Genomic DNA, 26,445 nt, shown 5'->3' on the forward strand with positions numbered 1-26,445 from the left:
TTTTCTCCGTTGGCTATCCGGTGTACCATCGGAAACATAACTGTATGTAATTACAGTTATTTCATATAAAAACCAATAACATCAAAGCATAACACCCTAATAAAATTGCATTATTTTAATGCATTCTAATCAGCTTTAATGTATTTTCCGCTCATCAGCACCCCTAACAGCACCCCTCAAATCGTACCGAATGGTTTAACTATGGCCTATTACAGCATCGAAAAAAGAACCAAAGCAGATGGCACTGTACGGTATCGCTGCACTGTTGGTGTCCGGGAAAAAGGCGTCTATCTTTTCCGTGAAAATAGAACGTTTAGCAAACAGGCGCTGGCAAAGACATGGGGCATTAACCGGGTTGCTGAGTTGGAAAAAAACGGCATTCCAAACTCTAATGACACCGACCGGATAACTGTGGCCGAACTCATACAAAAATATCTTGATGATCCAGAAACAGGTGGAAAGGCGGGAAAAGATAAATCCTCTACTCTGCGAATGTTGCTGACCGCAGAGTTTAGCTTCTTAGCGCTATCAAAGCTGCAGGCCAATGACATCATTGATCACTGCAGACGAAGGGTTGCTAACGGCGCCAGTCCATCGACCGTCTCTCATGACTTGAGTTATCTTGGCACGGTATTGAAAGCCGCAAAGCCTATATACGGCATCAGCTACACCGCTAATCCGATCGATGAAGCAAAGCCACTTCTGGCTAAAATGCGCCTAATCTCTAAATCGAATAGGCGAACTAGACGCCCTGACGAAAACGAGATAGACGTTATCGTTGCTGCCTTGCAAGAGCGGCAAAACCATCCCCGCTCCAGGATACCATTTGTCGATATTTTCAATTTTTCTATTCTTTCGTGCATGCGAGTCGGTGAGGTTTGCCGCATAGAATGGAGTGATATTGATTATGTTCAGAAATCAGTTCTTGTAAGGGATAGAAAGGATCCGAGGAAGAAAGCAGGAAACCACATGAGTGTTCCGCTTCTTGGTGAGGCGTGGGCGATCGTCATGCGCCAAGAGAGGGTTTCAAAATACATTTTCCCCTATAACTCAAAGTCTATATCAGCAGCATTCATCAAGGTTAGAGAGAAGACAGGGATAGATGATCTGCACTATCACGATCTTAAACGGGAGGGAGCAAGTAGGTTGTTTGAGGCTGGATTTAGTATCGAAGAGGTGGCCCAAGTAACTGGACATAAAAACTTAAATACATTGTGGCAAGTTTATACCGAGCTATATCCGAAATCGCTTCATGAAAAATTTGATCTTCTTAAGAAATCAAAGGGCAAATAATGGGCAGCATAATCCTCGCCGGCCGGCAGATCTTCATTCTCAACGAAAACGACAGATACCCAGAACCGCAGCAAAACAGTCCCCCAATGTTCGCGATCCGCGAGGACGAAGAAGGCCAACACTGGCTTTATGTTTGGCATAAAGGGCGCTGGCCGCTCGTCTCGGAAACTCCATTCGAAACAGAGGGCAAAGCCGTTGATGCGGCGCTCGCATTCGACTTTGCCTCGCTGTATAAATAGCCGGGTTCCCTCCCGGCAGCGCATCACATCCCCAGGCGTGAAGCAAGAATCGCGTCGGATTCGTCGGCAGTATGCAGGCAAAGGATGTCCATGAATGCCCCATAGCACGCACTGACGATGTTATTCGCTAACTGCGTACCACCGATCAACATCGGCGTAGTGTAGCTGCTCAAGTCAGCCAGTTTTCCCGTCGCCGCCGGCGCGGAGGTCGCAAGCAACTTCCCTTTCTCGTACCCCTCAATAACCCCTTGATCCACTTTGAACAGGCCAGATGATGGCACGTAATCAGCATAGATATTGGTTGCGGCATTGAGCGCACCACCACTACCCGCAGGCCATGCGCTATCGCGTGACCCATATCGCCACGCCTCAGTAACTGCGCTGTTGTTCGTTATCATCGTCCGAAGATACGCCATCGGTAAACCTGTCAGATTGTATCCGGCAGTAATTCCGTTATTGTCGGCACGATTTAGATCGCTCATACGGCCTGCGATCAGGTAAGTTGAGCCTTTATGAATGACCAAATTCGTGCGGCTTTTGAGATACCAACCCCCGCCCGATGTGACCTGAATGATAACCGCGCGCGCAGTGGCATCGTAGGTCATGGGTAGCGGTGGAGTTCCTTGGGAACCCGCGATCAAATCCCCAGCAGAGCCAAGAAGGTTATAAACGGTTTGGACATTTCCAGCGCCGTCAACTTTCAATCCAAATGCAGGCGCAGCACAGAACGTGGTTTTCTCATACATGCCGTTATTCAGCAGAAATGAAAACCGGGCCAGGCAACCAGCTTCATCTGGGATAGTGCCACCATCAGCCACCACGCGTGCCTTGTAGGCAGCAAAAAGAGCCTGTGGGTCAAGAATAGAGGCTGATAGGTTTAAAGCGGTGCGAAAGCCGTAGTAGGCTTTCCCCGTTTGGTTTACTGCTACCATTTAAAATTCTCCGTTCATTGGCAGGCGATCGAGGCACAGCCAGTTGTATAGTGGGAATGGGGCATTATTTCGCGTGATCCATCGGGATTTAACCGGCGACGAATCACGGAAGCATGTAAGCGGATAAACGTGGCCGCTTGAACTTAGCGCGGTGTTCGTAAAGCCGATCAGCATGTAATCATCTGATGCCGGAGCTTTATCAAACTCAACCCGAATGGTGTTACCGTCAACGATGGTGACGCTTTGAACCGATGCCGATTGTTTTTCCAAGCTAATGCCACGATTCAGGCAGTCAGCAATGAACGTAGTATCAATAACGATCGGCGCGTAAGGGACGTCGCAGAGCAGATCGGCAATGGTTCCAGAGACAGTGAGGCTTTTTACCTTCAGCCCCGTCCATGTGCCTTTTTTCTCTGTGTTATACAAATGCCAGTGAACAGCCTGGGCTGTGTACTCCCCCTGCAAAACCTTACCCTTGGCGTTTAGATGGCTCAGCGAGTTGTCGTTAAAGAGCCAGTTCAGCATGTATTTAGGGCCGTACATAATCGCCGTGTCTGGGTTTTGGCGCACGTATGCAAGCTGATCAACAGCAGGTACAGAATACGGTTGAACAACGATGCTTTCGCCCGTCGGGTTGCCTTCTTCATCAACGGCCCCGGTTTTGGTGTTGCTGCGACTGCCGACTTGGCCGATAACAATCAGGAAGTCGTCGGCTTGGCCCGTGATGGCTTTAAAGTCGATTTGAATGCCTGGGAAATAAACGATCTCTTTTGCGAGATAGTCTCCCGGATTCCGGCAATCACCATTATCGGAATCGGTTTCGCCATGTTCGAATCCGAGGAACTTGAATACATAGCGTTTGCCCACTGCATCAGAGGCGGATTTAGCCATTTTTACGTATTTCAGGCCGTTCTCATAAGGCACTGTCCCTCGGCTAATTTGCACAAATGAGCGACCACCGGCGGCGAACGGGGCGTGGATAAAGACGATATTGCCTACCCCCATATCCATCAATGCGTTATACATTGGCAGAATGTTCCCCTGACGATATGAGGGGTCGCTCATGTCATTCATCGTCGAGACATCATCAACTGTCACAGGGTTAACATTATTTCCTTCCGGTTTGCCACGCGCCCCCGCTAATAAGCGGCCACGAAAAGCGGGGTTCCTGTTGACGATGTTTGAACCGGCAAAATCGGCTGAAAGATTTAGCGATTGGCCCGCTGAACCACCACCATGTGATTCTTCAGCGTCAACGGGCATTTCACGCAGGGACGGGACATACATCACACCAGCCCCCGCAGTTGCCTCGCCGCCTGGCATGTAACTGAATACGAATCCTGATGCTGACAGCTTTTGCGCCGTTAATACCGGACGCTCTGACCACACAATATCACCGCGCCACGCTGCGGCTGGAACACCGCCGACAGTCTTGACCGATGCCAGAGACTCGCCCAGATTATCTTGAAGTGGGCCTTCAATTCCGGGTATATGCACCCCGCCATCGTCATCAATTGCGAATAAAGCCGACTTGAGGTCTTTTGCAAAAATCACATACTGGAAGCCGACAATGCGACGAGAGAAATTTGTCGAGCATATGGATTCTAATCTGTCTTGCAGAACGTCATCCATACCGACCATTCTTACATCGCCGTTATCGTTAATTGTTAATAGGCCATCAACCCCGTTTTTGGCAACGAGGACGAACTGCATATTTTGATAACGATTTGCAATGTTTTTCGGAATTAACTGTTCGACGTAATCTTGGATGGATGATTTTAAACCTGCAAGCCACAACCCAAAATCATTATCTAACGCCATTGCCGTCTGAGAGGGGCCGAGCGCACTTTCTACTGTCCACTGCCACTGCTCTGATTGATATTGTCTCAGGGCGGCAGTTCTCTTATTCGTCTCCATAAGGCTTGCAAGCAACGAAATAACCGAGGCGGCAATCTCATCAACGTATTTCCCATTGCTCAGATAGCGGCCCGTTGGCGTCGCTACACCGTTGACGTTCTCATATTCATCAACCCACTGCGTTGAAATGGTCGAGCGAACAGAGAAATAACGACGAGTTTCCTTTCCTGAATCAATTGCTCCTTGAGCTTCGGCAACATCGGTATAGGCATCCGTGCCAGATTGAGCTATTCCCGCGCTAGCAGCCGCATCTTTAGCATACTCCTCGGCATTCTTTGTATATCCAGCAAGCTCATCAATTCTTTCATTAACTTGCTTTCTTACCGTTGGGAACCCTCTTCCAAACCGGTCAAATGCCCGATCTTCTTCACTATTCAAGAAATCATCATATGCAAGAGCATTATCGTTTAAGTCCTTCATACTGTTTGAAGGACGCGGATTTCCGGTATTGTATCTTTGTGCCATAGAAATTCCTGATGGTAATTTCATTGTTGACAAATAGCACCAATGGGGCTATTTTGCGTGGGTAGAAAACCCATAAAGGGCCTCCAACAGGTGCGCAATGAGACTGATAAACGAATACACCCCACCAACCCCAGACGATCTTGAGAATCTTAAAACTGAACTGGGCTATACCGGCACACAGATGGCTGATCTGGCTGGGGTAGCAAGTAACAGCCAGTGGCGTAAGTACACTGGTGGAGCCGAACCGCGCGCTATGTCGCCGCACATTCTTTTTTTTGTAGCTGCACAACTCGCACTCAGTGAATGCGATTTATCCAAAGTATTGGATAAGATGAAAGAAATTGGTGCAAGAATAGATAAACGCTCATAGGGAATAACGATGCGCAAGAATCTTGATATAGAAATGCTTCGAGCAATAGCGATTGTTTTTATTTTATTCGCTCACTTATATAACTTATTCCCTTGGCAATCATCCGGCTTGGCAAAAGCATATACATACTTAGACCTATGGACCGGAGTTGATTTATTTTTTTGTGTATCTGGATATATAATAGCCTCCTCATTAATAAACAAAATACCTGCAGAAACCACTGGAAAAGAGTTTTTCAAGTTTGCAGTCCCTTTCTGGATTAAGCGAGCATGGCGACTCTGGCCATCTGCCTGGCTGTGGCTTACAGTTTTGCTTGTTTGTAGCTTAATATTTCGTCAGAGCGGCTATTGGGGACATCCAGGGCAAAATGCTATGTATCAAACGTATGCAATGCTACATGTTGCAAATTTCTACGGCTTTGAATGTCGCGCACAATACGACTTGCCAAGTCTATTAGATTATGCTTGCGGAGCTAATCAAATTTATTGGAGCCTATCAATTGAAGAGCAATTCTATTTGATATTCCCATTTGCGGCAGTTTTCATAAAACGAAAGTATCTAATCCCATTTTTCTTTATGGTTTTTGCAATACAATTTCCAATCAACCGGGGAGGCTCCGTTCTGGGATACATCAGAACTGATGCAATTGCGCTAGGCGTCATTATTGCTCTATGGGCTCGTTATGAGAGTTACACATTGTTAGAGCCAACAGCATTAAAACTTAAAAGATATGCCGTCCCTACCATTGCCACATTACTATTTATGTTAATTGAACTAGGTAACTCTAGAATAGCGGCAATTTCATTTTCAACAGGGCTTATTGCTGTTGTAGCTGGGATTCTTGTGTGGATTGCAAGCTTTGATAAAAACTATTTTACTTTTACACTGCCTCTAAAAAAAATCGCATCATACGTTGGCTCAAGATCATACACTATATATTTAGCTCACATACCTGTGTACTTTTTAACAAAAGAAATATGGTGGCGATATCTTCCTGATGGATTTCACCCTGACGGAAGCTATACACTTAGATATGTAATAACTGCGTTCGTGATTCTTGTTTTTGTGACTGAAGCAAGCTATCGATTTATCGAAATGCCTTTAAGAAATAAAGGCAGACGCATCTCTGAAAAATATTAAACATAATCAATAGCGCGTGAGAGTCACGCGCTATAAATCTACTCACCCACTGCCATCCATTGAAAGTAAGCGGCGCTATCAGAATAATTTTGAATTCCAAATCTAGACTTACTTGTAGCACCAGCATTAACGCCAACATTAGGACCTGGATAAGTTAACGTAACTTGTAATGAATAACATTGCTTTGTAAATGGCTTAGGGAAGTCATTTTCTTGTGTTGAGTTAGCATCGATCTGTACCGCCCCCCATTGAATTATTAACCCATTAGGAAGCTGTTGAAATCCGTTTGACCCCAGAGACGCTACCATTTCATCTTTTATTGTTTTCTTTATCCCTTTAAGTAATTGACCATTGTCACCTGGATCAAGTGAGAGCCCTGATCCCTCTACGACATTGACCATTTCCCTCTGGAATGTATTTAACATCTCAGCATTAATAATTGTAGGGGGTATCCCCTGAGCAACATTACCATTGGTATACTCGCCATTTGCATCTGCGGTATCTGTAGTGTTTCCTACTTTTTGCATAATTACTCCTCACTCACTGAGTGATAATATGATTAGTTGATTTTCATAAATAGCCAGAGGCGGTATCAAACATATCGGCGAATTCTGGTGTTACATCATAGACACCCTCATCATTAAATCCGAAATTGATATAGCCAAATTTAACGATCGTATGCGAAGGCGCCAGCGCGTTCATTCTACATTCAAGCTGCTTATTCCCCCATGAGCGCAACGGATCGCCGCAATAACTCATGCCGGCTCGGGCATAGGAGATGGTTGTTTCCTCTGCTTCCACCAGCCACACAAATGGCCAGTCGTCGCCATTTAACCCGTCGCCACAGACAGACAACCCTGCGCGCGCCTGGCGGTATTCCTTGATCGTGATGTTGTAACCGAGCGCTCTGGCAATTCCGATAAAATAGGTACGTGACTGACCACCTGTGCTGATAAATTTTGACACCACAGCTGCCTGGCGTTTCGCTATCGTATCTACTTCACCGATCGAGCAGTCATCCGGCAAACCCAGCGTTTTTTCCCATTCAGTCAGCATGATGGTTGCGGTTTCAGGGAACGCGCCGACAAGCAACGCTATCGCATCGTTATCGCTACGTTGAAATCCTGTAGCCAGAGCTCGAATAACTGCCCCCTGAACCCCGCCAGGATCGCGCGGCCACGCTAACCCGGTTGGGATCAAAGCCTGCAGCGCGCGAGAATATTCCTTTACGGTAAACTGGCTCATGTGTAGTTCACCTCGCCCCGCACCGGCAGTTCCCCTACCCCCAGATCAATATTCGCTACCGGGGAAACAAGGATAAAGCCAGCTGTTCCATCAATGTCTCCGATTGCCCTGTTCAGGTCAGAGAGGAAGATCTTGCCATTGCCGATCGGTGTACCACCTTCGAAAAAGACATTGTCGATAGCCGCCGCAATGGCCGTGGTAATGTCGCTGCCAACATGTGAAATGCCGCTGATCTCAAAATCCACCGTCTTGGCTACTGGCGAACAAACGTAAACCAGCGCAGTGACTGGTGCGCGCGGGTAAATGTAATCAGCCACACGTCCCTGATCTCCGGTGGCTTTCTGTGCGCCCCAGTCATCCAGTTGGGATATGCCGTCAGTCCCTACCGGGAAACCGTGATTGGTTTCGTCGTTGCCGTCGCACATGATGTACACCCCAACCGTGCCGGCCCCCATAAGACGCCGTTTTACCCAACAACGGGTAACACCGGGTACCGCCAGCGCCCACTGCTCATAATCTGTGTCGCTGCCACCCTGGGGCGGATGTTGATAGGCAAGCAGCATACGGGCGCGGAAACTTTCCTGTGTCTCAATGTCTGCTCCGCCGGTGGCGGGCTCGAGCATTACGCCGCTGGCATCAATGCCAGGTAGAGAAACATCCAGTGTCAGAGTCGTGCCGACATCCGCATTGCCGTCAATACCGCCCCCTGTCGGGTCGTCGATAATGTCTGGCAGTATTGCAGTGAGCTTGCCGACACCTTTCCCATTTACCCCGATCGTTACGCTCTCCTCAAGCCGGTAGAGATAACCATCACCACGGCGCAACACGGCACCTTTGTTGACAGGAGCGCCCGCGGTTCCGCTAAATTCATAAGACGGTGTAGATGCCGGATTGGCCGGGTTTTGGTAGACACTTTTAAGGCCAGCCCATCCAGATAGCCATTCATCAGTGGCATTAAAAGGGGTGGACTGCAGCGCGATATAATCCAGGTACCCGTAATGTAAATGGGCGAGGCCGGCGTCAGCATCCGCCAAAACACGCATGTTGGAATAGCGCAACAGCGCACCGGTCTTTCTCAGTTCAGCCTGAAGCTGTGTGCGACTTTTCTCACGCAATTCGGTGAGTGTCGGCCGATTGAAAGGCATAATTTATTGCTCCCAAACCCAAAAAAATCGCATGTCCGTGCGGGCACCGTTACCCGGACGCTGATAGCGAATGACCATATTTAGCCGGCGGGGATAAACGATCTGGGTTGCTATCGTGAACGACGACACCACACCATCAGAGATCAGCCACTGCAATCCCTCACGCGCATAATCTTCCGCTTTTTGAGCAACGTCCTGGGTCAATTTCTGACGGCGCAACAACCACAGCCGGGAGCCGATGTTATGCTCCTCTCCCATATCCCCCCACCAGCCGCGGCGGTCTTCTCCGTCTATATCATCGTCATCACGGGCGACGCGATCGGTGAACAGACTGATAATCATCGCTGTCTGCAGGTCATCGCCATTGATCAGATCGCCGTTTCCTTCACGCCACTCAGCCACCAGCCGCTCAATGTCCCAAAAAGAGCTGATATCACTCATTCGACGATCTCCCCCGGTTTCTCGCTGGTTTTCTCATCGTTGCCGCTCTGGACATTTTTCACGACATGATCGTGCTCGTTGTGGGCATCGCGTAAGGATTTCAACGTGGCGCCGTTGCTGTCGCAGTTGTCGATCACATCGCCGGTCACTTCCAAAAGCGGCGTTTCAAGCCTGATTTTCTCGGTGGCCGTAACGGTGACCGTGGTCGCATTGGCCACTGTGACCGGTTTCCCTTTCGCTTCTACCTCAATGCCGTTTTCCGTGAGTTTTACGAACACCCCCCACTGGTTATAAATCAGCGTTTCGCCGCTTTTTAAACCTGATATCCGGTACTGTTGATTATTACTGGCCACAATTACGGCGCTGGAACGATCGCCGCCCAGATACGCCAGTACCACATCCGTGCCAACCGGCAGACCTGACGAAAAACCAAACTCCGCCATCCGCGGTGTATCACCCTTCACCTCCAGCGGCGTCTGATACTGTAGTTTTTGAATGCCGCCGGCATCGCCGTACCCGGTGATCTTGCCCAGGCCGATCATCATGGCCACCCGGCGTCCAAGCTGCCTCAACATGCCGTCATTCATCGATTTAGCTCCTGCACCTGGCTATAGAATTGATAGGGTTGAACGGCAAATGCTTCTTTCGGCATCATGATGAGATTGGCCCGCGTGCCCCGCTCGTCACGGGTAAAGGTGACCTCCGCCAGAAGCCACTGCACGTTATTGAGCCCAAAAACAGGAATATTGATGGGGATCAGCGTATTCGGCTCCCACAGTTTTCCGGCCTTGTCTCGCCAGCTATCGATCTCTACCTGCAGGCGTCGTGAACGGCCATATCGCCGGTTCATCTCCCAGTCGATGCAGTTTTGCGCCTGACCGTGAGAGTTCATGGTGCTCTCAACGATGACTATCCGATTGCGGTAGCGCATTTTGGCGACTTCCGGATCCTGAGCGCGCGCCAGGGTAACGGCGGAATAGCCGCTATCTGGGGACAACTCCATCGCCGGCGTCATCGACATTGATACCCCGACATAATCGGAAAACCGTTCGTCCATCGATGACATGAAAGATGCCGTCTCGATATTTTCCCCTTGCGCCACGCCGCTGGCCGCCTTGCCGGTTCCGACACGGGTAAGGAAGAGACTTCCATCGGGCTTGTCGTAATACAGCAGCGCAGCCCAACGGGTGATCCGGTCGATCACTTCTTGCGAAGACTCCCCCCAGTTCAGGGTAAATTGGGGAACCGTCGTCATATCATTCACGTCGCTGCTGACAGTGATGCCGTATGGCGCCGCCAGCTTTTGGGCTATCTGCAGGGCATTAGCCTGGCTGATCACGTTGTTAGGCCATTCAGCTGAACAATCCACCAGGTCCTGGCATTTACTCCGGCCCGTAGCGCGAACTTCATGACGCTCTTTGCCAATCACCGGATTCCAGCGATCGACATAGCCGGTCATGACCAGATCATCCCCCAGATGCACCGTGCAGCTGTCTCCGGGCAGCACCAGCTGCTTTTCTTCATTACCGGGGTAGTAGTCCATCAACGACAGGTCGAAATCCGATGGCAAGCGCTCAATGCCTCGCGTAACGCGAACAGAATCCCAGCCGGAAATTCGCTTACCGCCGGCCGTCAAAATCAGTTCATCTTTCATTTTCTCAGCGCTTTAAATTTGGTGGGCATGAATGCCGGATGGCGCGGCCCGACAGACTGAACCAGTTCATCACCCCGAGCACCATCCTGATACATGCGGTTGGCCAGCACCAACGCCGGTAACGATGTGGGCATAACAACCTGGGTCAGTGAACTAAGAACGGCGCCTTTCTGGCTGTAGGCGTTGACCAGCGCATCGCGGGTTTGCAACAGGTTCAGATAATCGTCGTCGTCCCCGGCATCCGCCGCCATCAACAGCACCTCATCCAGCGTGTCGCAGACGCGATTAAGCATCAAAATGGCATCGTCATAGCTTGATGGCTCATAATTGGCGGCGGTCGCTGCCAGTGCGCCGGCGGACAATACGCAGAGCAGGATAGTGGCGCCATTGGCTACCGAATTTTCACCAGAGGTTGCGTAAAACGTGGTGTTTCGATACGAGGCCAACGTTTCCAGCATGCGGATTTTTTCTTCTACACTGCCGCTGAACGAAATGACCGCATCAATGATGGCCCTGGCATCAACGGGGAAGGCATCCACGGAGGCTACGCCCTCAAATGTGGCCGTGAGCGCCAATAATTCAGCGCGTCCTGTTACCGCTTGTGCCATTTTTTGGTTAACCAATCCGGCGTAATTGTCGGTATCTGCAGTTCGATTTACTGCACCGGTTGATCCCGAAACACCTCCCCCTACGGTGCCTTTGTTGTATCGCCCATACCGGGCGCTACCGAAGGTCGATTTCAGGACATTACTGAGATTAGTGACCTCATTGGCGGTGCTTTTCACCATGTTTCCCCAAAACGTAGCGGTATTACGCAACGTCTTGATGGTCTGGGTTACACTGCGGATCTCACCTTTAACCGTGGCAATAAATTTTGTGGCCGCCATCAGGCCGGTTCGTAACCAGTTTTCCTGAACCAGTGATGCCGCCTGAGTGCTGCCGGTGATCGCAAACACCTTTAAACCGGACTCGATGACCGTCAGGGTAAACTCGAAGGAACGGCCGTTATCCACGCTCTCAAGTACCCGCAAACCGCCATCCGGCACACTTACGGTAAGCTCCCCAAGCGTCGGATGTATCAACGTACCCGGCCCTTCCGTCTCGCACGCAGCCACCAGCGAATCACGCTGCGTTATCACGTCAGGTGCGTCATACGCCAGGCTGTTATGGACGATGAACCCCCTGATCGTTAATTTGCGCGTACCACGCCCCAGATCTTCAACCCAGGCGGTGTTGCGATAAGGGTATTCATGCACGGCCTGGCGCCGGCCAAATACGCCCTCGGCACTGACTACCGCAAAAGGAACGCCGCGAAATGATGCCGGGTGAATATGCTCAAACCAATCCCAGCTGTCGCCGCCACCAAGCAGCGATGAGATCGCATCAGTGATCAGAGCCATAAATTCTCCAGAAACAAAAAAACCGCCGAAGCGGTTTAACTCAGTGATTGCATTGACAAGGCCACGCGGCCACCGCCTTCAGTTTGGACCTTGCGGCGCTCGCCGGTCTGGGGATTGACCAGTGTAATTTCCAGTTGGAATTTGTTCTCGTCGATCGCCTTAGACATGGCATCAGAGATCTGGCCGATGGTTTCCTCTCGCTGATCATTCGGTGCAAACAGCGAGGCTTGCGTTGACGAATCCTTTGGCGTTGGCGGCGGTAATGACTGCCCCTGATCAGAGAGTTCGAACAAACCAGATGCACGCTGCCCGTAAAGATTGTTCTGGTCACGCAAGCCAGACCAGCGAGGATCAAAGACCGAATCGCTGATCCCCCTGAAAATTTGATCGCGGCTGTATGGCTGGGCGCCGTTTTCATGCTTGATGATAGCTGGGATAAGCTTTTCAAGCACCGCCGGCGAATGCAGGTCGAGCGGTTCCTCGGGGTTAAAACCGGTCTGTTTAGCCAGGGCATCAATATAGGCCTGAGTGTTGTTTTCACTGGATGGCGCATACGTCGGGATGATACTGTTCAACGTGTTTTTACCGCGATCGCCGAACAGCATCAGCTGTCGAGAGAGCGCCGCCAGCCCCTCATTGGGATTTTCGAACGTGACAAAGCCGCCATTTCGGCCAGTCGTATTCGGTGCTGAACGCAGATTGCCAGGATTATTGTTACGCAGCCCGAGTGCATTATTCCCCGGCTGGCCATACGGCAAAATCGCCCCATTTTCAGCCAGCGCCGGGTAACCTGAAATTTTCTCGGTATCGGCTCTCAGCTGGTCGGCGCGCCATACGGGCTTATAATAACCGTTCAGTTTCTTGATCAGATCTTCCGACGCATAGCCCAGTTTTAAATCCAGCTTCTCTTTCCATGAAAGCGTGTCTTTAAATTTCTCGTCGCCTTGAGCCTGCCGCAAAATATCGGCCTGTTTCCCGCCGCTGTTAAACGTCAAGATCGAACCGATAGCCGTACTGTCCAGACCATTGGTGACGACCTGCTTGATCTGGTCTACCGAAGCCGCCAAGGTTTCCGACTGGCCCAGCCAGGCCTGCCCTTTCATCAGCATGCCGTCATAGGCAGCACCTATCTGGTTCAGCTGCTGCTTGAACGCCAGGGCATTCTGCAGATCCTTCTCGGTAAATATCAGGCCATCCCGGCGGGCCTGATCCTTGAGCCGTTGAACTTCACTGGTCGTGTTGCGCAGATAGCTGAGAAGATCGGGCGAAATGCCCAATTTGTTGGCAAACAGCGCCTGCTGCCCAGCAGGGAGTGATTGCATGGCGCGGTTGAGGTCGTTAATCAGCTTGCCTACATCGGCCAGGCCATCCTTGGTTTCGCTGATCCCTATCCCTCGCTGTTTCAGCAAGGCGAGAAAGCCATCATTACGGCCGTGTACAGCATCATTCGCCTTTTCAAACAACTCACTGACCGAACCTTCCGCAGCCTCACGCGCGCTGCCGTTTTCAATCATGGCGCCAGTCAGTTCCTGAAACGCGTCCGCCGTCATGCTGACGTTTTTTGCAACGGTATCGATCCGGTAGCCGGCGTTGGCAAAATTGGTCAGGTTGTTTTTAACAACATTGACGACCGCTGCAGCGCCACCCAGTCCGAGGGTTAATCCACCGACCATTTTAAGCGGCGGGACCAAATCGCCGATGAACTGGACGCCGCTTCTGGCATTTTTAGCCAACACATCAAAACGGCTGCCCAAATCGTCAAGGTTATCTCTGGATTCCTGACCGCCCAACGCCAACGCATCGCGCGTTCTGTCCAACAGCGGATTGAGGTGCTTTACAATTTCCTCAATCCGCAGAATTGCGGCTGACGCCTCATCATTAGCCGTCAGCTCAAAGTCAAATGACTTGGCCATTACTTGCCCGCCTTAAGCTTTTCTATCCGACGGGCCTGATCGGCCCAAAAATCCAACCGGGTACGGGTCAGGGACCACGCATCCTGCGGCCCCCACCCGTAATACTTCGTCACCTCAGCAGCTAGTTGCTGCCATCCGCCGAGGGATCGAAGGTCAAAAAAGACATCAAGTAGTCCTCACACTTCCTGTAATCGGTGTAAGCCATGCCACTCAACACTTTTTCAGTTATGCCGGAATTTAACGCCAGCAGCAGCTTCATGGCCGCCATGCCATTCTTGCTGCGCTGCGTTTCATAGAACTGCTCAACCTCAGCCAGTGCGGGCTCTTTCATTTCGATGCTCTCGTAGCGGATGTTTGCCATCTCCAGCGCTTTGCTGAGTACGATCGTTTTGGTTTTATCAAGCACTGCCATATCAATACTCCGTTACCGATCCGCCTTCCCAGCGAACATCAAACACCGCTTCTTCGCTATCAACATCCTGCGTATTAACGGACCACATGTTTTCGCCGATCACCGTTTTACCGTTGGCCAGCTCAACAACCACCGTGACATTGGTGGAATCGTTGATTTTAGCAATCGACGTTCCGCCGCTGTCACGCGCCTGGTAGGAAATAAACGGCGCCCGCGGCTTCTCTTTGTAACCGTGGACACCATCCATCCCTGTCAACGTAGAGCGCTCCCATTTGCCAGGGCTGTATTTGAACTGGCCGGCAACCATGACCGTTACACCGTCGATGGTAACGTACGCGGTCCCGGCCAGGCGGTTAGTTGTATCTCCCATGAATCCCCCTTAGGCCGCGGTCTGCGCGCGTCGCCATTGATTGAGTAGTGCGAAAATTTCCAGTTGGTCGATCAGCGTGCCCGTCCACAACACATCGATCCGTTTGGTATTGCTGCTGTTACGCTCCACCAGCAGTGTCTGCGCGAATGCCGCGGCATCCTGCACATAGCCGTTATATTCCAGCGTGCGATACTGGGCGATCAGCTCCGCGCGGATCACATTGGGCGTCACAATCGCGGAGCCTGGAGCAAAGCGGGTGCCGTCGTTGGCCAGCTTCATACGGCCGAACTTGGAAGTGATTTGCGTGCGCAGGAAACGGGTCACGAACATCAGCAGATAAAGCGTCTCAATATTCAGGTAGCTGTCATCTGCATCGCCGAACTTGTTCTTCTGGTAGGTGGTGATGGTCTTTTCAACCTGCACAGAACCATCATCAGCGACCGTAAACGTTGAGATACCGCTGTACAGCAGATTATTGCGCTCGGTCAGCATGAAGCGGGATTCCAGCGGCGGAGCCAGTACACCACTGATCGTCAACGTCTGCGTTGGACGGCCCGGATCGTTCCGCAGGCTCGGCGCAATCGCCCCGGTCAACGCTGCCGCCCAAAGATAAGCGGGCGTCGGTGAGCCATTGATCCCCAGCAGCGTCTCATGCTGGTTATTGCGTGCTTCGCCGGCGGCGGACAAGGAACCATACGTGCCCGCCAGCGCGCCGAATGAATGACCATAGAGCTGCTGTGCGTAAGACCAACGGCCGGTAGCGTCTGACAGGAACTCTTTCACGGCATCCAGCGACGTGGTGTCCGTGTAGGGGTTGACGATGAAGTCAAATGCGCGATCTTGCAGATTACCCAGCGGATCAGTCAGAGACGGCGCACCGGCACCGCCGGCCATTGCCGTGATCTTCAATTCCATGCCCTGCGGGGTTTCCTCACCGCCGGCAGCACCCTGATAATTTAGGCGAATATCGATGCTGTTACCGTGCGCACCTTTATTTTTCGCCGTCAGGTTCACCGTATCAGTGGCTGTTGTATCCACGACAGCAGTAACCGGCAGCTTGCTTTGACCGTTGATCGCCGCTGCAATCGCCGCGGCCACGGCAACATTATCATCGGTACTGACGACCGTGAGCTGAACGCGAATACCGGCAATGTAGAGCGACAAAACGCCGGTCGCAGCCGCCGCTGTCACCACCTGTAATTTACCGGCTGCCGCTGCTGTTCCGGTGGTGCCATCCGATAACGGCAGGATCCAGATTTCCGCAGAAATGTCGTTGGCCAGATACGCCGCCATCATGTTGTGCAACATGGAGCCATTGCCGCAGATGCCTGCTACCGCCGATTCAGAAGAAACTTTCTGCGGGATGCCTGGCGTTGCCGTCGCCGTTGACAGCATCTGCCCGATCAGCAGTGTGCGCTGTACCGCGGTCGCAGTATTCGCCATCGAGTTATCAAACTCGGCGTAGAAAAACGGCGCGCGCTGGTTTGAAGGGATGCGAGTAAATGGAACGGTCATTGATCACTCTCCTGGCTTTTCTTCCCCGCCACCGGCTTAGCTGATGCGTTAGGGTCGAATTTTTGTACATCGCCATCCTTCAGGCGGCGCCCCCAAAAAATATTATCGGGAACCTGTTCACCGGATTCCGGCAAAAAGGTGCCCTTGACCGGATCGCGCACAATGCGCCCCGGTACGGGTTTCACAAACATAGGGTTACTCCAGATCGATTTTTACGAGTGGTTCAGGGGTGCCATCAGGCATGGAGATCGTGACGTCAATTCCCTCAAGCGGAGACGCGTCAATTTCATAAAACTCTTCGGGGCCCTGATAGTATTCGATATCCAGTTCCATCAGTAACTGGGCGGTATGCCCTTCGCCGCCGGCGTCCACATCAATGGTCGAACGCACCTGCAGAAACTGCTGAATTTTTCGCGTCAGTTCATAGCTATTGATGACCGCACGCTCTACCTGCTCGCGTAGCTGCTCCAACGCTTCTTCAGCTTTTTCTGCCCCGTTATCCTCCGCCGCATCGTCCAGTTCCTGCAGACGGCCGGTAATACGGACCGTGGTCACCGTGTTGAACTGGGGCACATTCCGCCCCAGCGAATTCTTCACGTCGATCGGTGTCTGCACCAGAAGAACAGGATACATATCCGCATTGGTGGGCCAGTCACGAGGTGAATAAACCCGATCGGCGGCATCGGTCTTATTCTTCAACGCCTCAATGACCAGTAACCTGACTCCTCTCGGGTTCATGATTTCACCTTGTTGAGAATAAGCTTCGTCCCCCAGTGGCTATCAGGTTGAACATCGGCCACGGCAAACAGCGTATTGACCGGCACCCCACCAACGATGCCGACCAATACCCGGTCCCCCTGTTTAGGGGGCACCCGGAACTGACTATCACGCACACCCAGAACAGGCTTGGTGGTGTTAATAGTGCTGCCATCGTCCAGCGGCTCAACCTCTTGCGTATAGGCCCGATCGAATATGCCGCTAATGGTGTAGGGCTCCACGCCGCCGCCAGGGCGATACTCAACCGGGTCACCAAAAACGCCGTGCAACGGCGCAAGCAAATGCTGATCCCAGTTGATTCCCATTACTCCCCCGATTGCACAGATACGGTCGGCGCGCTGCGAAGCAACGCCAACTTGCGGAGCTGTTCACCATCAGCAACCACGCCCAGACCAATCAGGCGCTGCGCATCCGCTACCGGCAACGTGAACGCCCAGTTTTCTGGATAGTCGCAGCCATCGTGCCGCACGGTGTTTCCTTTGGTGACAACCACTGAAACCATGCCGGCCGGCAACTGTTCACCGTCCCGATCGTCATCATCGCCGGTGTCGGTGTCGGTGTCGGTGTCGGTGTCGGTGTCGGTGTCGGTGTCGGTGTCGGTGTCGGTGTCGGCAGAATTGTCGGGGGCCTGACCGCCAACTTTCAACTCTTCGCCGTTTTCCTGTTCACCTACCATTAACTCGGGCGGCAAGCCGCCCAGTTCGTTACCTTGCTGTTTTTTCGATGCCATATCACACCACCGTCGCGCAGAGTGCAGCATTTACCCGGCTTGGAATGACAAGCGGGGATGACTGGGTTAACAGAATGCGCTGAGCAGGGTCCTTTTCAACCCAGGATTTAGGCGCGTAAGCCAGCGGACCATAGTTAAACTCTGGATCAAGGATCACGCCGAATGCTCGAGTCCCCATCAGGTCAGCTCCAGACATGATGACGGCACCATCAGGGATCATCGGCTTTTCGATGTTGTCCGTCGGGTCAATGTACCAGTCGTTATAAAGCCACAGGTCGAAGTTGCCCCAACGGCCTTTATAAACGGCCCCTTTATTTACCTGCGCACCGGCATTAATCTGGTTGCCGAATGGGCTCAGCGCCGGGAAGGTGATGGCGTTATCCTTGATCGTGGTATCCAGTCGAAACGCTTTCCACGATTTATTGGTGAACACCAGGTCCGTCGGTACTGCGCCGGAATTTTTGAGGATCAGCGTCTGCCATTCTTCAATATCATCCGACGGCTGCGTGTTGGTAGCGCCGGCCGCCACCGTCAGCGGCCATTTATCACTGCCACTTAGGGTAATGGTCAGATCCGGTGAACGACCAAAATCAACCACCTTGGTCTCATAACCTTCACCCGCCACAGTAACTTTGCCCGATACCATAGCGCTACTGGCCATCCATTCAAGACGACGGTTGATCATGTCAATCTGATCAACCATCTCAAACTGCAGGTTCAGCATTTCGCGCTCTGCCGCGGTAAATTCGCCGCCGATGCGTTCGCCGATCTGCCGGCGGATTGGTTTGCGCAGGTCGGGGGCGCGCTTATCTTTGATATACGCCGGCTTGAAGCTATTGGTCTGGTATTTACGACTCTCGACCAGTTTACCTTCCACCAGCGGCGATACGAATGGCGCCATACGACGCAGACCCACGTCCACATCAATGGCCACTTCTTCCGTCTGGTATTCCACCACGTTCGGGAAGAAGCGATCCAGAAGCCAATTTTGGCTAGTTTTCAGGTTAGGAACGACCTGGACCAGCACGCTGGTATCAAAATAGTTTTCCATATTCAGTCTCTTAATGATGCCGGCACCGTAGCCGGCCAGAATTCAGGACGAGTGCAACCCTGCCAAAGAACTGGCATCAGTTACGTTTCAAGGGGATTAGATCAGGATACCGGCGATTGGATGCTATCGCGCAGGAAGATGGCCAGCGGGCGGAATTGCGCTTTCAGTTCAGCAACGGTCCAGCTTGCATCGAAAATTAGACGATGCTGGTTAAACTCACCCATCAGATAGACACCGCCAGTTTGTGCTGTAGTGGTCGTGTCCACGTTATCGACCAAAATGGCCGACGGCTTTTCACTGCCGTCGGTGGCGTCTTTTTTGCTCGGGATATACGCGCCGGTCGCGGTGACCATGCCGAGTACCGTCCCACGTTTAAGCGCCCCTGAAACACCGATCGTGACAGAGTCAGTGACCAGTTGTAACGGGCCGGAAACCAGCTGATCAGGTACGAACAGCGAACTTTTCATGCCCGGCGCGAATTGATTTTGTCCAAACTGGTCCATTACTTGTTACCTCGTGCAGTGTCATAGAGGCTGGTCATTTTGCTTACCAGCGCATTTTTACCCGTTGCAGGCTTATCGCCGTCGGGCCCCAATCGTGCCTGCTCAGATTCACGCATCCGGGCATCCAGCGACTTTCTACCTTGTGGCTGCGGGGCTACGGCGCCCACCGTCGCCAGCGTGTCGATGGCTTCACGCGCACTCATCCGGGTATTGAAAGCCAGGTGAGCGGCCATGTCCGGGCGGCCGGCGGCATGCTTACTGCCAAAAATGGCGGCGCAACGTTTCCGCTCTGCCCGGCGACCTTTTTTCACATCGCGGTTTTCATCCTCTTCCGCGTCTTCGTCGTCTTCTTCAGCACGACGGGATTTCGCCTTTTTGCCTTTTTCCTTGTCGTCATCATCGTCCTCGGCGTCAGGTTCACGATCGTCGTCGTCTTCCATGTCTTCGCGATCGTCATCGTCTTCAGCGTCCTCCTCGTCATCTCGCTCCTCTTCAGCGCGACGGGATTTCGCTTTTTTGCTTTTTTCTTTGTTATCGTCCTCTTCCTCAGACGCTTTTTTCTTGAGGCCGAGAAGATGGGCAAACTTGAAATGAGACATACGTTAAGCTCCTGCTTCATTGATTAATTTTCGGAATGCGGCATCAGGGGTCATCACCGCATCGGCAAGCCCCAATTTGACGCCATCAGCCGCCAGGAAACAGGCAGCCTGGGTGTTACGGATAGTTTTTTCAGTGATCCCCCGGTTACGGGCTACCGTACTGACAAAAAGCCTACCCATCGCATCTACATCATCCTGAATCGCGGCGCGGGCCTGATCGCTCAATTTGACGTAGGGGTTGCTCTCGGCCTTGCGGTCACCGTAGGTGATGATGGTGACCGCCAGGCCGTCCTCTTTAATTCGCTGTGACCAGTCACAATGAATGACGATCACCCCGACCGAACCTACACCACCGGTGCGCGGTACATGAATGCGGTCTGCCGCGCTGGCGATGGCATACGCGGCGGAATACGCATTTTCGGTAAGGATGGCGTGGATCGGTTTTGAACCGCGGGCGTGATAAATTTCATCCACCAGATCGAAACAGCCGGCTACCTCACCGCCGGGAGAATCGATATCGAGGCAGATGCCGCTTACTTCGGGGTCGCTGATCGCGGTCAGGAACGACTGCCTGATCCCGTCGTAGCCCGTCATACCGCTGTAGGGTCGCAGACTACCCAACTTCTGAACCAATGTCCCCTGCACGGGGATCACCGCGATACCGCCAAGCACGTCATAACCGGCATCCTGTTTACGTGCCTTTCGGGTAAAACTTTCATCATCCCCCAGCCAGTCAGATGCCAGCGTGTTGATGCGGGTTATCCCGAACCGGTCCATCATCGCGGCCATGACCACTTCGGCCTTTTGCGGGTGCAGCGCCAACGGTGTGTTAAACAGTCGCTGCGCCAGGTGCGGTAAATTCACTCTGCCTCCGGATCTTTAATTGTTTCAGGTGCCAGGATTTCAGCCTGAGCCCAGCTCGGAACCGGGAGCCCCCGCTCTTTGAAGGCGGCAATCTCGCGCGCACGCTGATCCAGCATTTCTTCCCAGTCCTCGCCGGCGTTTTCTGCCGATTCCATTTCAAGCGTTGAAAGCCCGGCATCCATACCCAGAATGGCGCCTTTCTTCTCCGCCACCGGGTCCACCCAGCCACGACCAGGCCCCATCCAGCGAGCACGGCAATACGCCGCCCTGGCGTCCAGAAAGTGCGGTGCACCACTGGGCAGCGGTAAGTCTTCCGCATCGTGGATTTCTTCAATAAAAGCGGACAGGATCGGCTGGGCGAACCCCACAGAAAAATCATCGCGTCGGCGGGTCAGTGTCTTCCAGGCCTCAAGCATCGCAGAGCGTGCCGAACTGTAGTTAACATCAGACCAGTCCTGCGTTACTTGCTGTGTTGACAGGCCCGTTGCCGCGGCGATATTGCGCAGCGCTGCACTTTCAAACACCTCAAAATTGCTGTGAGGACGGGCAGCATTAACTGCCTTTACATCCTCACCGGGGTACAATATCGGCATTCTTGCGCCATTTTGCAGCGATATGCGGCGATCATTGTGAAAATCAACGCGTCCTTCTTGATAGGCACCGATCTGAGTATCGTCAAAGGTTTCCCCCATCGCCGCCTCAACCATCTGCGGATCATAGGGAGAGGTAATGTAGGCTCCAAATACGGCGTTCAGGATCGCTGCTTCAAGCTCCGACTGGTCATACTTGATGAGCATTTTCAGGCGCTGAACAACCGGCGTTAAAATCCCATTTCCCCGGTGTTGTGCGCCCCGCTCATGGTCATAATCATGGACCACATGCGGACGGCCCCAGCTTGTTTCCCGCGGGATGCGCCGCCACGTCATCGTCTTGGCGCCACTCCACCAGTCGCCGATATGTGCCTCACGGATGTGATACGCGATTGGCGCGCCATCACCGTCAATTTCAACGCCACCGCGAACATTCGGCATATCGAAGTTTTGCTGCGGGTTACTCAACCGGTCCGGATCGACGATTTGCACCGTTGTGGCATAGCGGCCGCGCCCACGCCCCAGTCTGTCTGGCCGGTATTGCAGCACCGCCAACGCATCACCATCAAGCAGCTTGTGCCGAAAACCCAGGCGCAGCATTTGAGACACCGTTTGTTTGCGCTCAACATCGCAATAACGTCCCGGATCATTAGCCCATGACCGCCAATGAGCCTCAACCACCTTGCCATATTCATCTGCCCAGGTGGCGTCGAAGGCTGTATTGCCGGTCATCAATGCCAACATGCGATAGTCAGGCTTGAGGATGGGACGAAAGTTGGCGCCGACGGCGTTATCCAGCACGCGTGTAATGCTGCCGCTGGCCCAACCATCATTGCGTGCAAGATCTCGCACACGGGAAACAATGCGATCACGGTAGATATTGATCTCATTGTCGGGTGACCATAACGCAGGCTGCCAGTTGGCCAACTGGTCGCTAAACGAATCCGCCGCATCGTAAGGCACACGGCTGCCGCCCACCAGCATGGATGCCTTTGACCGCATCGGCGGTAGCGGCTGCCCATTCGGGCCTAAAATTTTGATGTCATTCATCAGAATCTAAACCTCATTGGCCGACGTGGGCGGGGAACAATACCCAACTGCGCCTGCAGCAACTGGATTAGTGCCATCAGGTCCGCCATTGAGGCTTGTTGATAAGAAACAGAACGCGTGCCATCACCTTGCGTGTACGAGAACGACACACCGCGCGCGCCGGCTGCGAGGTCAATATAGGCCTGTTGCGCCTTTGCCAATGCGTCCTGCAATTGCGCAGGCGTCATCGCACCGGCCAGCAGGCTGGTGTTACGGTTAAACATAGGGATCCTTATGATGGCAAAAGTTGTGACAGGCGCTTGCGCTTCGGTTTTTCCGGCTCTTCAATGATGACGCCAGGCAGTCGAAGGTTTTGTTTTTCCTCCGGCTGCTGCGGCGCCGGCAACAGGCGATCGGGATTGATCGCGATGTTGTCCGCCAGCAGATTCAGCTTTAAACCGAGATAAAACAGGCCGCACAGGGCTGCATAGCTGTACACCCTGCAGTCCAGCGCTTCGTTTGCCCTGCCTGGAAGCTGTTCCCAAACTCGGTAACGCTGGCCGCCGGACACCTTCAATACCGAACGTTCTGCCAGCAACTGGCTGAAATAGTTCAGGTCACGGTCTGCCGGAAAATGCATGTAACTGGCCGCAGGCTCACCCGGTGCAGGCGGATCGATATGCAGTCGCCCGCGGATGGTATCCTTGGCCGCATTCACCCCAATGATGATTGGTTTGAAACTGGCCTTTGACTTGGACGTTGGCTTTTTCGTCGGCCAAACCGGCGAACGTTTACCACCGCGCGCCGATTCGCCCTTGATCGCCCAAATTCGGCGGCCAAGGCGCTCTTTGGCAAACTCGTAAACTTTCTGGGTGTGGTGGCCACCGGAGTCCATGCAGGCTGCCATGATCGTGAATCCACGTCCGTCAGCCCGGCGCCATACCTGCTTGAGATACGCATCGAGGCGTTGCCACGGTTCGTTGGTTTCCAGATCGCCCTCAATCACGTCGAAGGCAATCGACCAGCTCTCCTCATTACGTCCCCAACCCGTCACCTCAATTTCAAAGCGACCATCCTGGGTATCGATGCCGGCTGTTAATACCGCCACGCCGTCGGGCACTTCCGCTGCATAAACTTCACAGCGTTCCAGCAAGCGTTTTTCGCTCAGCGCTTTTTCGCCGCGGTCTTCATACGGCTCACCAAGCACCAGGTTGATAAAGGTCTGACGCATGAGCGGATCGTTTTTCACCCGTAGCCACTCAGCCACCAGATATTTCCAGGCCGCGTTCGGGAACAGGCTGTAACCCGCCCAAATGTGAAAACCCGCATGCCCTTTAAATGGTTTGGTTGCGCGCCATTCGCCGCGCTTCACCATGCCCGACTTTTCGTTATGGTGGATCACGCAACCATTATGCCGGCAGACGTAATATGCCGATTCTGGGATGCCTTCTCCATTTTCATCCTTGTCCCACTTGATGCCGTATGGCGTCTCAGGGCCACCCCACTCCAGTACCTGAAATTCACCGCAGTGCGGGCACGGGACGTAATAGCGGCGCTGATCGCTTTCCTCATACGCCTTTTCAATCCGGCTGGTGCCTTTCACCGTTGGCGTCGAACCCAGGGCAATTTTGCGGTTCCAGAATGTTTCGGAACGCTTAATGCCCAGTGCAATCTGATCACCTTCCACCCCGGCGCCGCCGGACGGATAACCGTCAACTTCGTCAAACAAGATGATCCGGCATGTAATACGGCGGAAACCGCCGGGGCTATTTGCCCCCACCAGCGTCAAATTGGCGCCGTTGGCAAAGGTCTTTTTGAGGATGGTCTGATTACTGTCCTTGGCCTTTGGATCACCACAGATTTCCGCCAGCACCGGAGTATCACGCAACATCGGCGCGATCTCGGTTTTACTGTAATCTTCGGCATCTTCAACACGCGGTTGAACAATGAGGATCGGCGACGGGTCATGCGCCAGGTAATAGCCGACAACGTGGTCAAGGATTTTGGTGTAGCCGACGCGCGCCGACTTCATCACCGACACCTGCGTCACCGCCGGATCAGTAATGGCATCCATCATGCCATCCTGGTACGCGAAAGACCGGAATCGGCCCGTTTGCGCACTGGTTTCTTTCGAGAGCACCGCGTATTTATTAGCCCATTCGCTCAGTGACAGTGGTTCGGGCGGGCGAACATCGGAGCGACGCTGGCGCAGCTCCCCGGTGAAATTCTGCCAGGCTGCAGCGTTAGTTCTCTCCTCGGTTGTTATCTGCATCAAGGCTCAATTCCTCCATCGCCTCGTAAACCACCTCCTGCAGTGCCTGGACAAACTCCGCGTCGTTGGTGGTAGAAGCCAGCCCCCGTAACCGGGGGCCATGTTCAGGAGCAATCGCAATGAGACGGGTGCGCATGCGGGCGTATTCATTACCTACGGCCTCGATCATGTCTTTGTACGGCAGCACCTGCCCGGATTTAATGTCGTACTCGAGCTGGGTAAGCAACGCGAGAAAGTTTTCTTTCATCTGGCGCGCTTCATCAAGCGTCATCGTCACGCCGTGCTCGGCGATCATCCGCTTAACAGTTTCCGTCGGAGACTCGGCCAGATCCTTATCGTTTTTGTTACCTGACTTGTTACCCGAGGATCTGTTACCTGTTTTGTTACCCTGCTTGTTACCTGCCGGTTTTTTCTCTGGTCGGGTAACAGTTTTTCGGAAGCGCTCGATGTTCGCATTCGACGCTTCAACGTCAATATCGTCTCCGGCCAGAACCAGCCAGCCGCGGGCCTTCCAGGTCGTTACCGTCTTTCGGCTGACGCCGTGAAGTTTGGCAAAATCTGACTGGTTCATCTGTTACCTCAGGTGTTACCTGTTACCCAAATTTCAAAAGTTGATAGCTAGACGCAGAACGCGGCGCGCAATGCCCGTGAGATAAAAAAGTGCCAGGAAGGACCCATTTTTTTCTGGAGCCCCCTGGGAGGTGCGCGGTTCAAATTTTTTTGAACCTCACCACGTAGGTCACCACGTCACCTGGAAGAATTAGATCATGACAGTGACAATGTGCCGTGGTCTGCTCTTGGATTAGTGTTGGGCAGCTTGCTGCGTAAGCCTTCGGCGGCGGAGGTGGTGGCGCTGGTCGCACCACTACATCACCCGGCTTATAAGGTGGCTGGGTTGGTGCCTTCATGCCCATGATGGTCCTCTCTTATCATTTTGCTGTTCGCATCGCCTCTGCCATAGCCCTGCTCAGCTCTGTCGGCATCAAGGCATTGGCCATAGCCTGCGCACGGTCGAAATAGCCCAGCGTCGGTTTTACTGGCAGAGCATCACCGAACTGGATCAGCAACTTCGGCGCCGGCATCTTCATTCGTGGCTGACGTGTGCCGTTTGCAGAGCGTTTGCGCCGTTTTTTGCCCTTCTTCCCTTTCTTGGCTTTACGCCGCTGCCAGACGCCGTTGGTGCCATCGATTTCACCAATGAACACGTCATCCTTAGCCTTCAACTGCGCCATCTTGTTGCGCGTCAGGTTGCCGTATTTGTTCAGCTTGATGTTCTTGGGATTCAACAGCGCCTGGCTGTTAAGCTTATGCTGGCCACCGAATTCGAACGGCTCCAGATAGCTCGCAGCGGTGTCCATCACGAACACCTTGGCCTTCAGGTTGCTTTTCCGGGCGCCGAACGATTTAACCGAGTTGACCGTAAACGGCGTCGGGTTCTCCAGATGCCGTTTAAATGCAGTTTTCTCCGCTGCCTCTATCTTTCTGGCGACGCTTGTCAGTGCCTGCGCCGTAGCAAACGGGATTTGCTTTCGTACGCTCTGGAGTTGAGCTGACAGCTCTTTTAAACCTGCCATCCTCC

Annotated in this window: 30 protein-coding genes; 4 read left to right on the plus strand and 26 right to left on the minus strand. The window is 52.8% G+C overall.

Going from position 1 to position 26,445, the window contains the following annotated elements; all coding sequences use genetic code 11:
- The first annotated feature begins 201 nt into the window (after window positions 1-201).
- Window positions 202-1,293, plus strand: coding sequence for a tyrosine-type recombinase/integrase (locus tag ACSBQQ_RS12060; RefSeq protein WP_060425472.1), 1,092 nt, complete (start codon window positions 202-204; stop codon window positions 1,291-1,293).
- The gene (locus ACSBQQ_RS12065; RefSeq protein ID WP_060425463.1) at window positions 1,293-1,532 is read left to right on the plus strand and encodes a hypothetical protein; all 240 of its coding nucleotides are present in this window, start codon (window positions 1,293-1,295) and stop codon (window positions 1,530-1,532) included. Before ACSBQQ_RS12060 ends, ACSBQQ_RS12065 begins: the two co-directional genes overlap by 1 nt.
- A 23-nt stretch (window positions 1,533-1,555) precedes the next feature.
- On the opposite strand, the gene ACSBQQ_RS12070 is transcribed toward ACSBQQ_RS12065, so the two are convergent.
- Together ACSBQQ_RS12070 and ACSBQQ_RS12075 are read right to left on the minus strand one after the other, a co-directional pair.
- Window positions 1,556-2,464, minus strand: a complete 909-nt coding sequence (locus ACSBQQ_RS12070) for a hypothetical protein (protein WP_060425462.1) — start codon at window positions 2,462-2,464, stop codon at window positions 1,556-1,558.
- A complete protein-coding gene (locus tag ACSBQQ_RS12075; RefSeq protein WP_154618101.1) occupies window positions 2,465-4,846 on the minus strand; it encodes a hypothetical protein in 2,382 nt (793 codons plus the stop codon).
- Between the two features lie 97 nt (window positions 4,847-4,943).
- On the opposite strand from ACSBQQ_RS12075, the gene ACSBQQ_RS12080 reads away from it, so the two are divergent.
- Window positions 4,944-5,216 carry a transcriptional regulator gene (locus ACSBQQ_RS12080; RefSeq protein WP_072269370.1) on the plus strand — a complete coding sequence of 91 codons (273 nt, stop codon included), beginning with the start codon at window positions 4,944-4,946 and terminating at the stop codon, window positions 5,214-5,216.
- A 9-nt stretch (window positions 5,217-5,225) separates the two neighbouring features.
- Window positions 5,226-6,356 carry an acyltransferase family protein gene (locus ACSBQQ_RS12085; RefSeq protein ID WP_072269371.1) on the plus strand — a complete coding sequence of 377 codons (1,131 nt, stop codon included), beginning with the start codon at window positions 5,226-5,228 and terminating at the stop codon, window positions 6,354-6,356.
- Window positions 6,357-6,394: 38 nt separating this feature from the next.
- Here ACSBQQ_RS12085 and ACSBQQ_RS12090 read toward each other — a convergent pair whose 3' ends face one another.
- From ACSBQQ_RS12090 to ACSBQQ_RS12205, 24 genes are all read right to left on the minus strand, one after another.
- Complete coding sequence (locus ACSBQQ_RS12090) at window positions 6,395-6,883, minus strand: gp53-like domain-containing protein (RefSeq protein ID WP_230199889.1); 489 nt, start codon at window positions 6,881-6,883, stop codon at window positions 6,395-6,397.
- Between the two features lie 43 nt (window positions 6,884-6,926).
- Window positions 6,927-7,601, minus strand: coding sequence for a YmfQ family protein (locus ACSBQQ_RS12095; RefSeq protein ID WP_060433271.1), 675 nt, complete (start codon window positions 7,599-7,601; stop codon window positions 6,927-6,929).
- Window positions 7,598-8,746, minus strand: a complete 1,149-nt coding sequence (locus ACSBQQ_RS12100; RefSeq protein ID WP_060425459.1) for a baseplate J/gp47 family protein — start codon at window positions 8,744-8,746, stop codon at window positions 7,598-7,600. Before ACSBQQ_RS12100 ends, ACSBQQ_RS12095 begins: the two co-directional genes overlap by 4 nt.
- A gap of 3 nt (window positions 8,747-8,749) precedes the next feature.
- Window positions 8,750-9,187 (minus strand): phage GP46 family protein, encoded by a 438-nt coding sequence (locus ACSBQQ_RS12105; protein WP_060425458.1) that lies wholly within the window; start codon window positions 9,185-9,187, stop codon window positions 8,750-8,752.
- A complete protein-coding gene (locus tag ACSBQQ_RS12110) occupies window positions 9,184-9,774 on the minus strand; it encodes a phage baseplate assembly protein domain-containing protein (protein WP_060425457.1) in 591 nt (196 codons plus the stop codon). Before ACSBQQ_RS12110 ends, ACSBQQ_RS12105 begins: the two co-directional genes overlap by 4 nt.
- Window positions 9,771-10,841 carry a phage baseplate assembly protein gene (locus ACSBQQ_RS12115; protein ID WP_060425456.1) on the minus strand — a complete coding sequence of 357 codons (1,071 nt, stop codon included), beginning with the start codon at window positions 10,839-10,841 and terminating at the stop codon, window positions 9,771-9,773. Before ACSBQQ_RS12115 ends, ACSBQQ_RS12110 begins: the two co-directional genes overlap by 4 nt.
- The gene (locus tag ACSBQQ_RS12120) at window positions 10,838-12,241 is read right to left on the minus strand and encodes a DNA circularization protein (RefSeq protein WP_060425455.1); all 1,404 of its coding nucleotides are present in this window, start codon (window positions 12,239-12,241) and stop codon (window positions 10,838-10,840) included. Before ACSBQQ_RS12120 ends, ACSBQQ_RS12115 begins: the two co-directional genes overlap by 4 nt.
- Before the next feature lie 35 nt (window positions 12,242-12,276).
- Entirely contained in the window at window positions 12,277-14,154 is a 1,878-nt protein-coding gene (locus ACSBQQ_RS12125; protein WP_060425454.1) for a hypothetical protein, read from the minus strand.
- Between the two features lie 121 nt (window positions 14,155-14,275).
- Window positions 14,276-14,566: a phage tail assembly protein gene (locus ACSBQQ_RS12130; RefSeq protein ID WP_072269372.1), complete on the minus strand. Its 291-nt coding sequence runs from the start codon at window positions 14,564-14,566 to the stop codon at window positions 14,276-14,278.
- A gap of 1 nt (window position 14,567) precedes the next feature.
- Complete coding sequence (locus tag ACSBQQ_RS12135) at window positions 14,568-14,936, minus strand: phage tail tube protein (RefSeq protein WP_060425453.1); 369 nt, start codon at window positions 14,934-14,936, stop codon at window positions 14,568-14,570.
- A gap of 9 nt (window positions 14,937-14,945) precedes the next feature.
- Complete coding sequence (locus ACSBQQ_RS12140; protein ID WP_060425452.1) at window positions 14,946-16,451, minus strand: phage tail sheath subtilisin-like domain-containing protein; 1,506 nt, start codon at window positions 16,449-16,451, stop codon at window positions 14,946-14,948.
- Window positions 16,448-16,642: a DUF2635 domain-containing protein gene (locus ACSBQQ_RS12145; protein WP_060420161.1), complete on the minus strand. Its 195-nt coding sequence runs from the start codon at window positions 16,640-16,642 to the stop codon at window positions 16,448-16,450. The genes ACSBQQ_RS12140 and ACSBQQ_RS12145 overlap by 4 nt, the downstream gene beginning before the upstream one ends.
- Window positions 16,643-16,646: 4 nt before the next feature.
- Complete coding sequence (locus ACSBQQ_RS12150; RefSeq protein ID WP_060425451.1) at window positions 16,647-17,189, minus strand: hypothetical protein; 543 nt, start codon at window positions 17,187-17,189, stop codon at window positions 16,647-16,649.
- Window positions 17,186-17,533 (minus strand): head-tail joining protein, encoded by a 348-nt coding sequence (locus tag ACSBQQ_RS12155; RefSeq protein WP_060425450.1) that lies wholly within the window; start codon window positions 17,531-17,533, stop codon window positions 17,186-17,188. Before ACSBQQ_RS12155 ends, ACSBQQ_RS12150 begins: the two co-directional genes overlap by 4 nt.
- Window positions 17,533-17,958 carry a hypothetical protein gene (locus ACSBQQ_RS12160; RefSeq protein WP_435013072.1) on the minus strand — a complete coding sequence of 142 codons (426 nt, stop codon included), beginning with the start codon at window positions 17,956-17,958 and terminating at the stop codon, window positions 17,533-17,535. The genes ACSBQQ_RS12155 and ACSBQQ_RS12160 overlap by 1 nt, the downstream gene beginning before the upstream one ends.
- 1 nt (window position 17,959) lies before the next feature.
- Entirely contained in the window at window positions 17,960-19,009 is a 1,050-nt protein-coding gene (locus tag ACSBQQ_RS12165) for a major capsid protein (protein ID WP_060425448.1), read from the minus strand.
- A gap of 101 nt (window positions 19,010-19,110) precedes the next feature.
- Window positions 19,111-19,512 carry a head decoration protein gene (locus ACSBQQ_RS12170; RefSeq protein WP_060425447.1) on the minus strand — a complete coding sequence of 134 codons (402 nt, stop codon included), beginning with the start codon at window positions 19,510-19,512 and terminating at the stop codon, window positions 19,111-19,113.
- Entirely contained in the window at window positions 19,512-20,111 is a 600-nt protein-coding gene (locus tag ACSBQQ_RS12175) for a hypothetical protein (protein ID WP_060425446.1), read from the minus strand. Before ACSBQQ_RS12175 ends, ACSBQQ_RS12170 begins: the two co-directional genes overlap by 1 nt.
- Before the next feature lie 3 nt (window positions 20,112-20,114).
- Entirely contained in the window at window positions 20,115-20,975 is an 861-nt protein-coding gene (locus tag ACSBQQ_RS12180) for a S49 family peptidase (protein ID WP_060425445.1), read from the minus strand.
- Window positions 20,972-22,615 (minus strand): phage portal protein, encoded by a 1,644-nt coding sequence (locus tag ACSBQQ_RS12185; RefSeq protein WP_080430282.1) that lies wholly within the window; start codon window positions 22,613-22,615, stop codon window positions 20,972-20,974. Before ACSBQQ_RS12185 ends, ACSBQQ_RS12180 begins: the two co-directional genes overlap by 4 nt.
- Window positions 22,615-22,878, minus strand: coding sequence for a gpW family head-tail joining protein (gpW, locus tag ACSBQQ_RS12190; protein WP_060420187.1), 264 nt, complete (start codon window positions 22,876-22,878; stop codon window positions 22,615-22,617). The genes ACSBQQ_RS12185 and gpW overlap by 1 nt, the downstream gene beginning before the upstream one ends.
- Window positions 22,879-22,886: 8 nt before the next feature.
- Window positions 22,887-24,866 carry a phage terminase large subunit family protein gene (locus ACSBQQ_RS12195; protein WP_060425444.1) on the minus strand — a complete coding sequence of 660 codons (1,980 nt, stop codon included), beginning with the start codon at window positions 24,864-24,866 and terminating at the stop codon, window positions 22,887-22,889.
- Window positions 24,838-25,437 (minus strand): hypothetical protein, encoded by a 600-nt coding sequence (locus tag ACSBQQ_RS12200; protein ID WP_060425443.1) that lies wholly within the window; start codon window positions 25,435-25,437, stop codon window positions 24,838-24,840. The genes ACSBQQ_RS12195 and ACSBQQ_RS12200 overlap by 29 nt, the downstream gene beginning before the upstream one ends.
- 358 nt (window positions 25,438-25,795) lie before the next feature.
- Window positions 25,796-26,440 (minus strand): hypothetical protein, encoded by a 645-nt coding sequence (locus ACSBQQ_RS12205; RefSeq protein ID WP_060425442.1) that lies wholly within the window; start codon window positions 26,438-26,440, stop codon window positions 25,796-25,798.
- Window positions 26,441-26,445 lie beyond the last annotated feature (5 nt).

The organism is Serratia sp. G204Y (genome assembly GCF_051172435.1).
Taxonomy (GTDB): Bacteria; Pseudomonadota; Gammaproteobacteria; order Enterobacterales; family Enterobacteriaceae; genus Serratia; species Serratia sarumanii.

Coding starts and splice junctions, on each gene's coding strand:
- ACSBQQ_RS12195 (WP_060425444.1), bottom strand. CDS start 24,866: ATGCAGATAACAACCGAGGAGAGAACTAACGCTGCAGCCTGGCAGAAT.
- ACSBQQ_RS12100 (WP_060425459.1), bottom strand. CDS start 8,746: ATGCCTTTCAATCGGCCGACACTCACCGAATTGCGTGAGAAAAGTCGC.
- ACSBQQ_RS12205 (WP_060425442.1), bottom strand. CDS start 26,440: ATGGCAGGTTTAAAAGAGCTGTCAGCTCAACTCCAGAGCGTACGAAAG.
- ACSBQQ_RS12060 (WP_060425472.1), top strand. CDS start 202: ATGGCCTATTACAGCATCGAAAAAAGAACCAAAGCAGATGGCACTGTA.
- ACSBQQ_RS12155 (WP_060425450.1), bottom strand. CDS start 17,533: ATGGGAATCAACTGGGATCAGCATTTGCTTGCGCCGTTGCACGGCGTT.
- ACSBQQ_RS12070 (WP_060425462.1), bottom strand. CDS start 2,464: ATGGTAGCAGTAAACCAAACGGGGAAAGCCTACTACGGCTTTCGCACC.
- ACSBQQ_RS12065 (WP_060425463.1), top strand. CDS start 1,293: ATGGGCAGCATAATCCTCGCCGGCCGGCAGATCTTCATTCTCAACGAA.
- ACSBQQ_RS12090 (WP_230199889.1), bottom strand. CDS start 6,883: ATGCAAAAAGTAGGAAACACTACAGATACCGCAGATGCAAATGGCGAG.
- ACSBQQ_RS12160 (WP_435013072.1), bottom strand. CDS start 17,958: ATGGCATCGAAAAAACAGCAAGGTAACGAACTGGGCGGCTTGCCGCCC.
- ACSBQQ_RS12110 (WP_060425457.1), bottom strand. CDS start 9,774: ATGAATGACGGCATGTTGAGGCAGCTTGGACGCCGGGTGGCCATGATG.
- ACSBQQ_RS12165 (WP_060425448.1), bottom strand. CDS start 19,009: ATGGAAAACTATTTTGATACCAGCGTGCTGGTCCAGGTCGTTCCTAAC.
- ACSBQQ_RS12075 (WP_154618101.1), bottom strand. CDS start 4,846: ATGGCACAAAGATACAATACCGGAAATCCGCGTCCTTCAAACAGTATG.
- ACSBQQ_RS12170 (WP_060425447.1), bottom strand. CDS start 19,512: ATGGACCAGTTTGGACAAAATCAATTCGCGCCGGGCATGAAAAGTTCG.
- ACSBQQ_RS12080 (WP_072269370.1), top strand. CDS start 4,944: ATGAGACTGATAAACGAATACACCCCACCAACCCCAGACGATCTTGAG.
- ACSBQQ_RS12200 (WP_060425443.1), bottom strand. CDS start 25,437: ATGAACCAGTCAGATTTTGCCAAACTTCACGGCGTCAGCCGAAAGACG.
- gpW (WP_060420187.1), bottom strand. CDS start 22,878: ATGTTTAACCGTAACACCAGCCTGCTGGCCGGTGCGATGACGCCTGCG.
- ACSBQQ_RS12150 (WP_060425451.1), bottom strand. CDS start 17,189: ATGAACCCGAGAGGAGTCAGGTTACTGGTCATTGAGGCGTTGAAGAAT.
- ACSBQQ_RS12185 (WP_080430282.1), bottom strand. CDS start 22,615: ATGAATGACATCAAAATTTTAGGCCCGAATGGGCAGCCGCTACCGCCG.
- ACSBQQ_RS12175 (WP_060425446.1), bottom strand. CDS start 20,111: ATGTCTCATTTCAAGTTTGCCCATCTTCTCGGCCTCAAGAAAAAAGCG.
- ACSBQQ_RS12120 (WP_060425455.1), bottom strand. CDS start 12,241: ATGGCTCTGATCACTGATGCGATCTCATCGCTGCTTGGTGGCGGCGAC.
- ACSBQQ_RS12140 (WP_060425452.1), bottom strand. CDS start 16,451: ATGACCGTTCCATTTACTCGCATCCCTTCAAACCAGCGCGCGCCGTTT.
- ACSBQQ_RS12145 (WP_060420161.1), bottom strand. CDS start 16,642: ATGTTTGTGAAACCCGTACCGGGGCGCATTGTGCGCGATCCGGTCAAG.
- ACSBQQ_RS12135 (WP_060425453.1), bottom strand. CDS start 14,936: ATGGGAGATACAACTAACCGCCTGGCCGGGACCGCGTACGTTACCATC.
- ACSBQQ_RS12130 (WP_072269372.1), bottom strand. CDS start 14,566: ATGGCAGTGCTTGATAAAACCAAAACGATCGTACTCAGCAAAGCGCTG.
- ACSBQQ_RS12095 (WP_060433271.1), bottom strand. CDS start 7,601: ATGAGCCAGTTTACCGTAAAGGAATATTCTCGCGCGCTGCAGGCTTTG.
- ACSBQQ_RS12115 (WP_060425456.1), bottom strand. CDS start 10,841: ATGAAAGATGAACTGATTTTGACGGCCGGCGGTAAGCGAATTTCCGGC.
- ACSBQQ_RS12085 (WP_072269371.1), top strand. CDS start 5,226: ATGCGCAAGAATCTTGATATAGAAATGCTTCGAGCAATAGCGATTGTT.
- ACSBQQ_RS12125 (WP_060425454.1), bottom strand. CDS start 14,154: ATGGCCAAGTCATTTGACTTTGAGCTGACGGCTAATGATGAGGCGTCA.
- ACSBQQ_RS12105 (WP_060425458.1), bottom strand. CDS start 9,187: ATGAGTGATATCAGCTCTTTTTGGGACATTGAGCGGCTGGTGGCTGAG.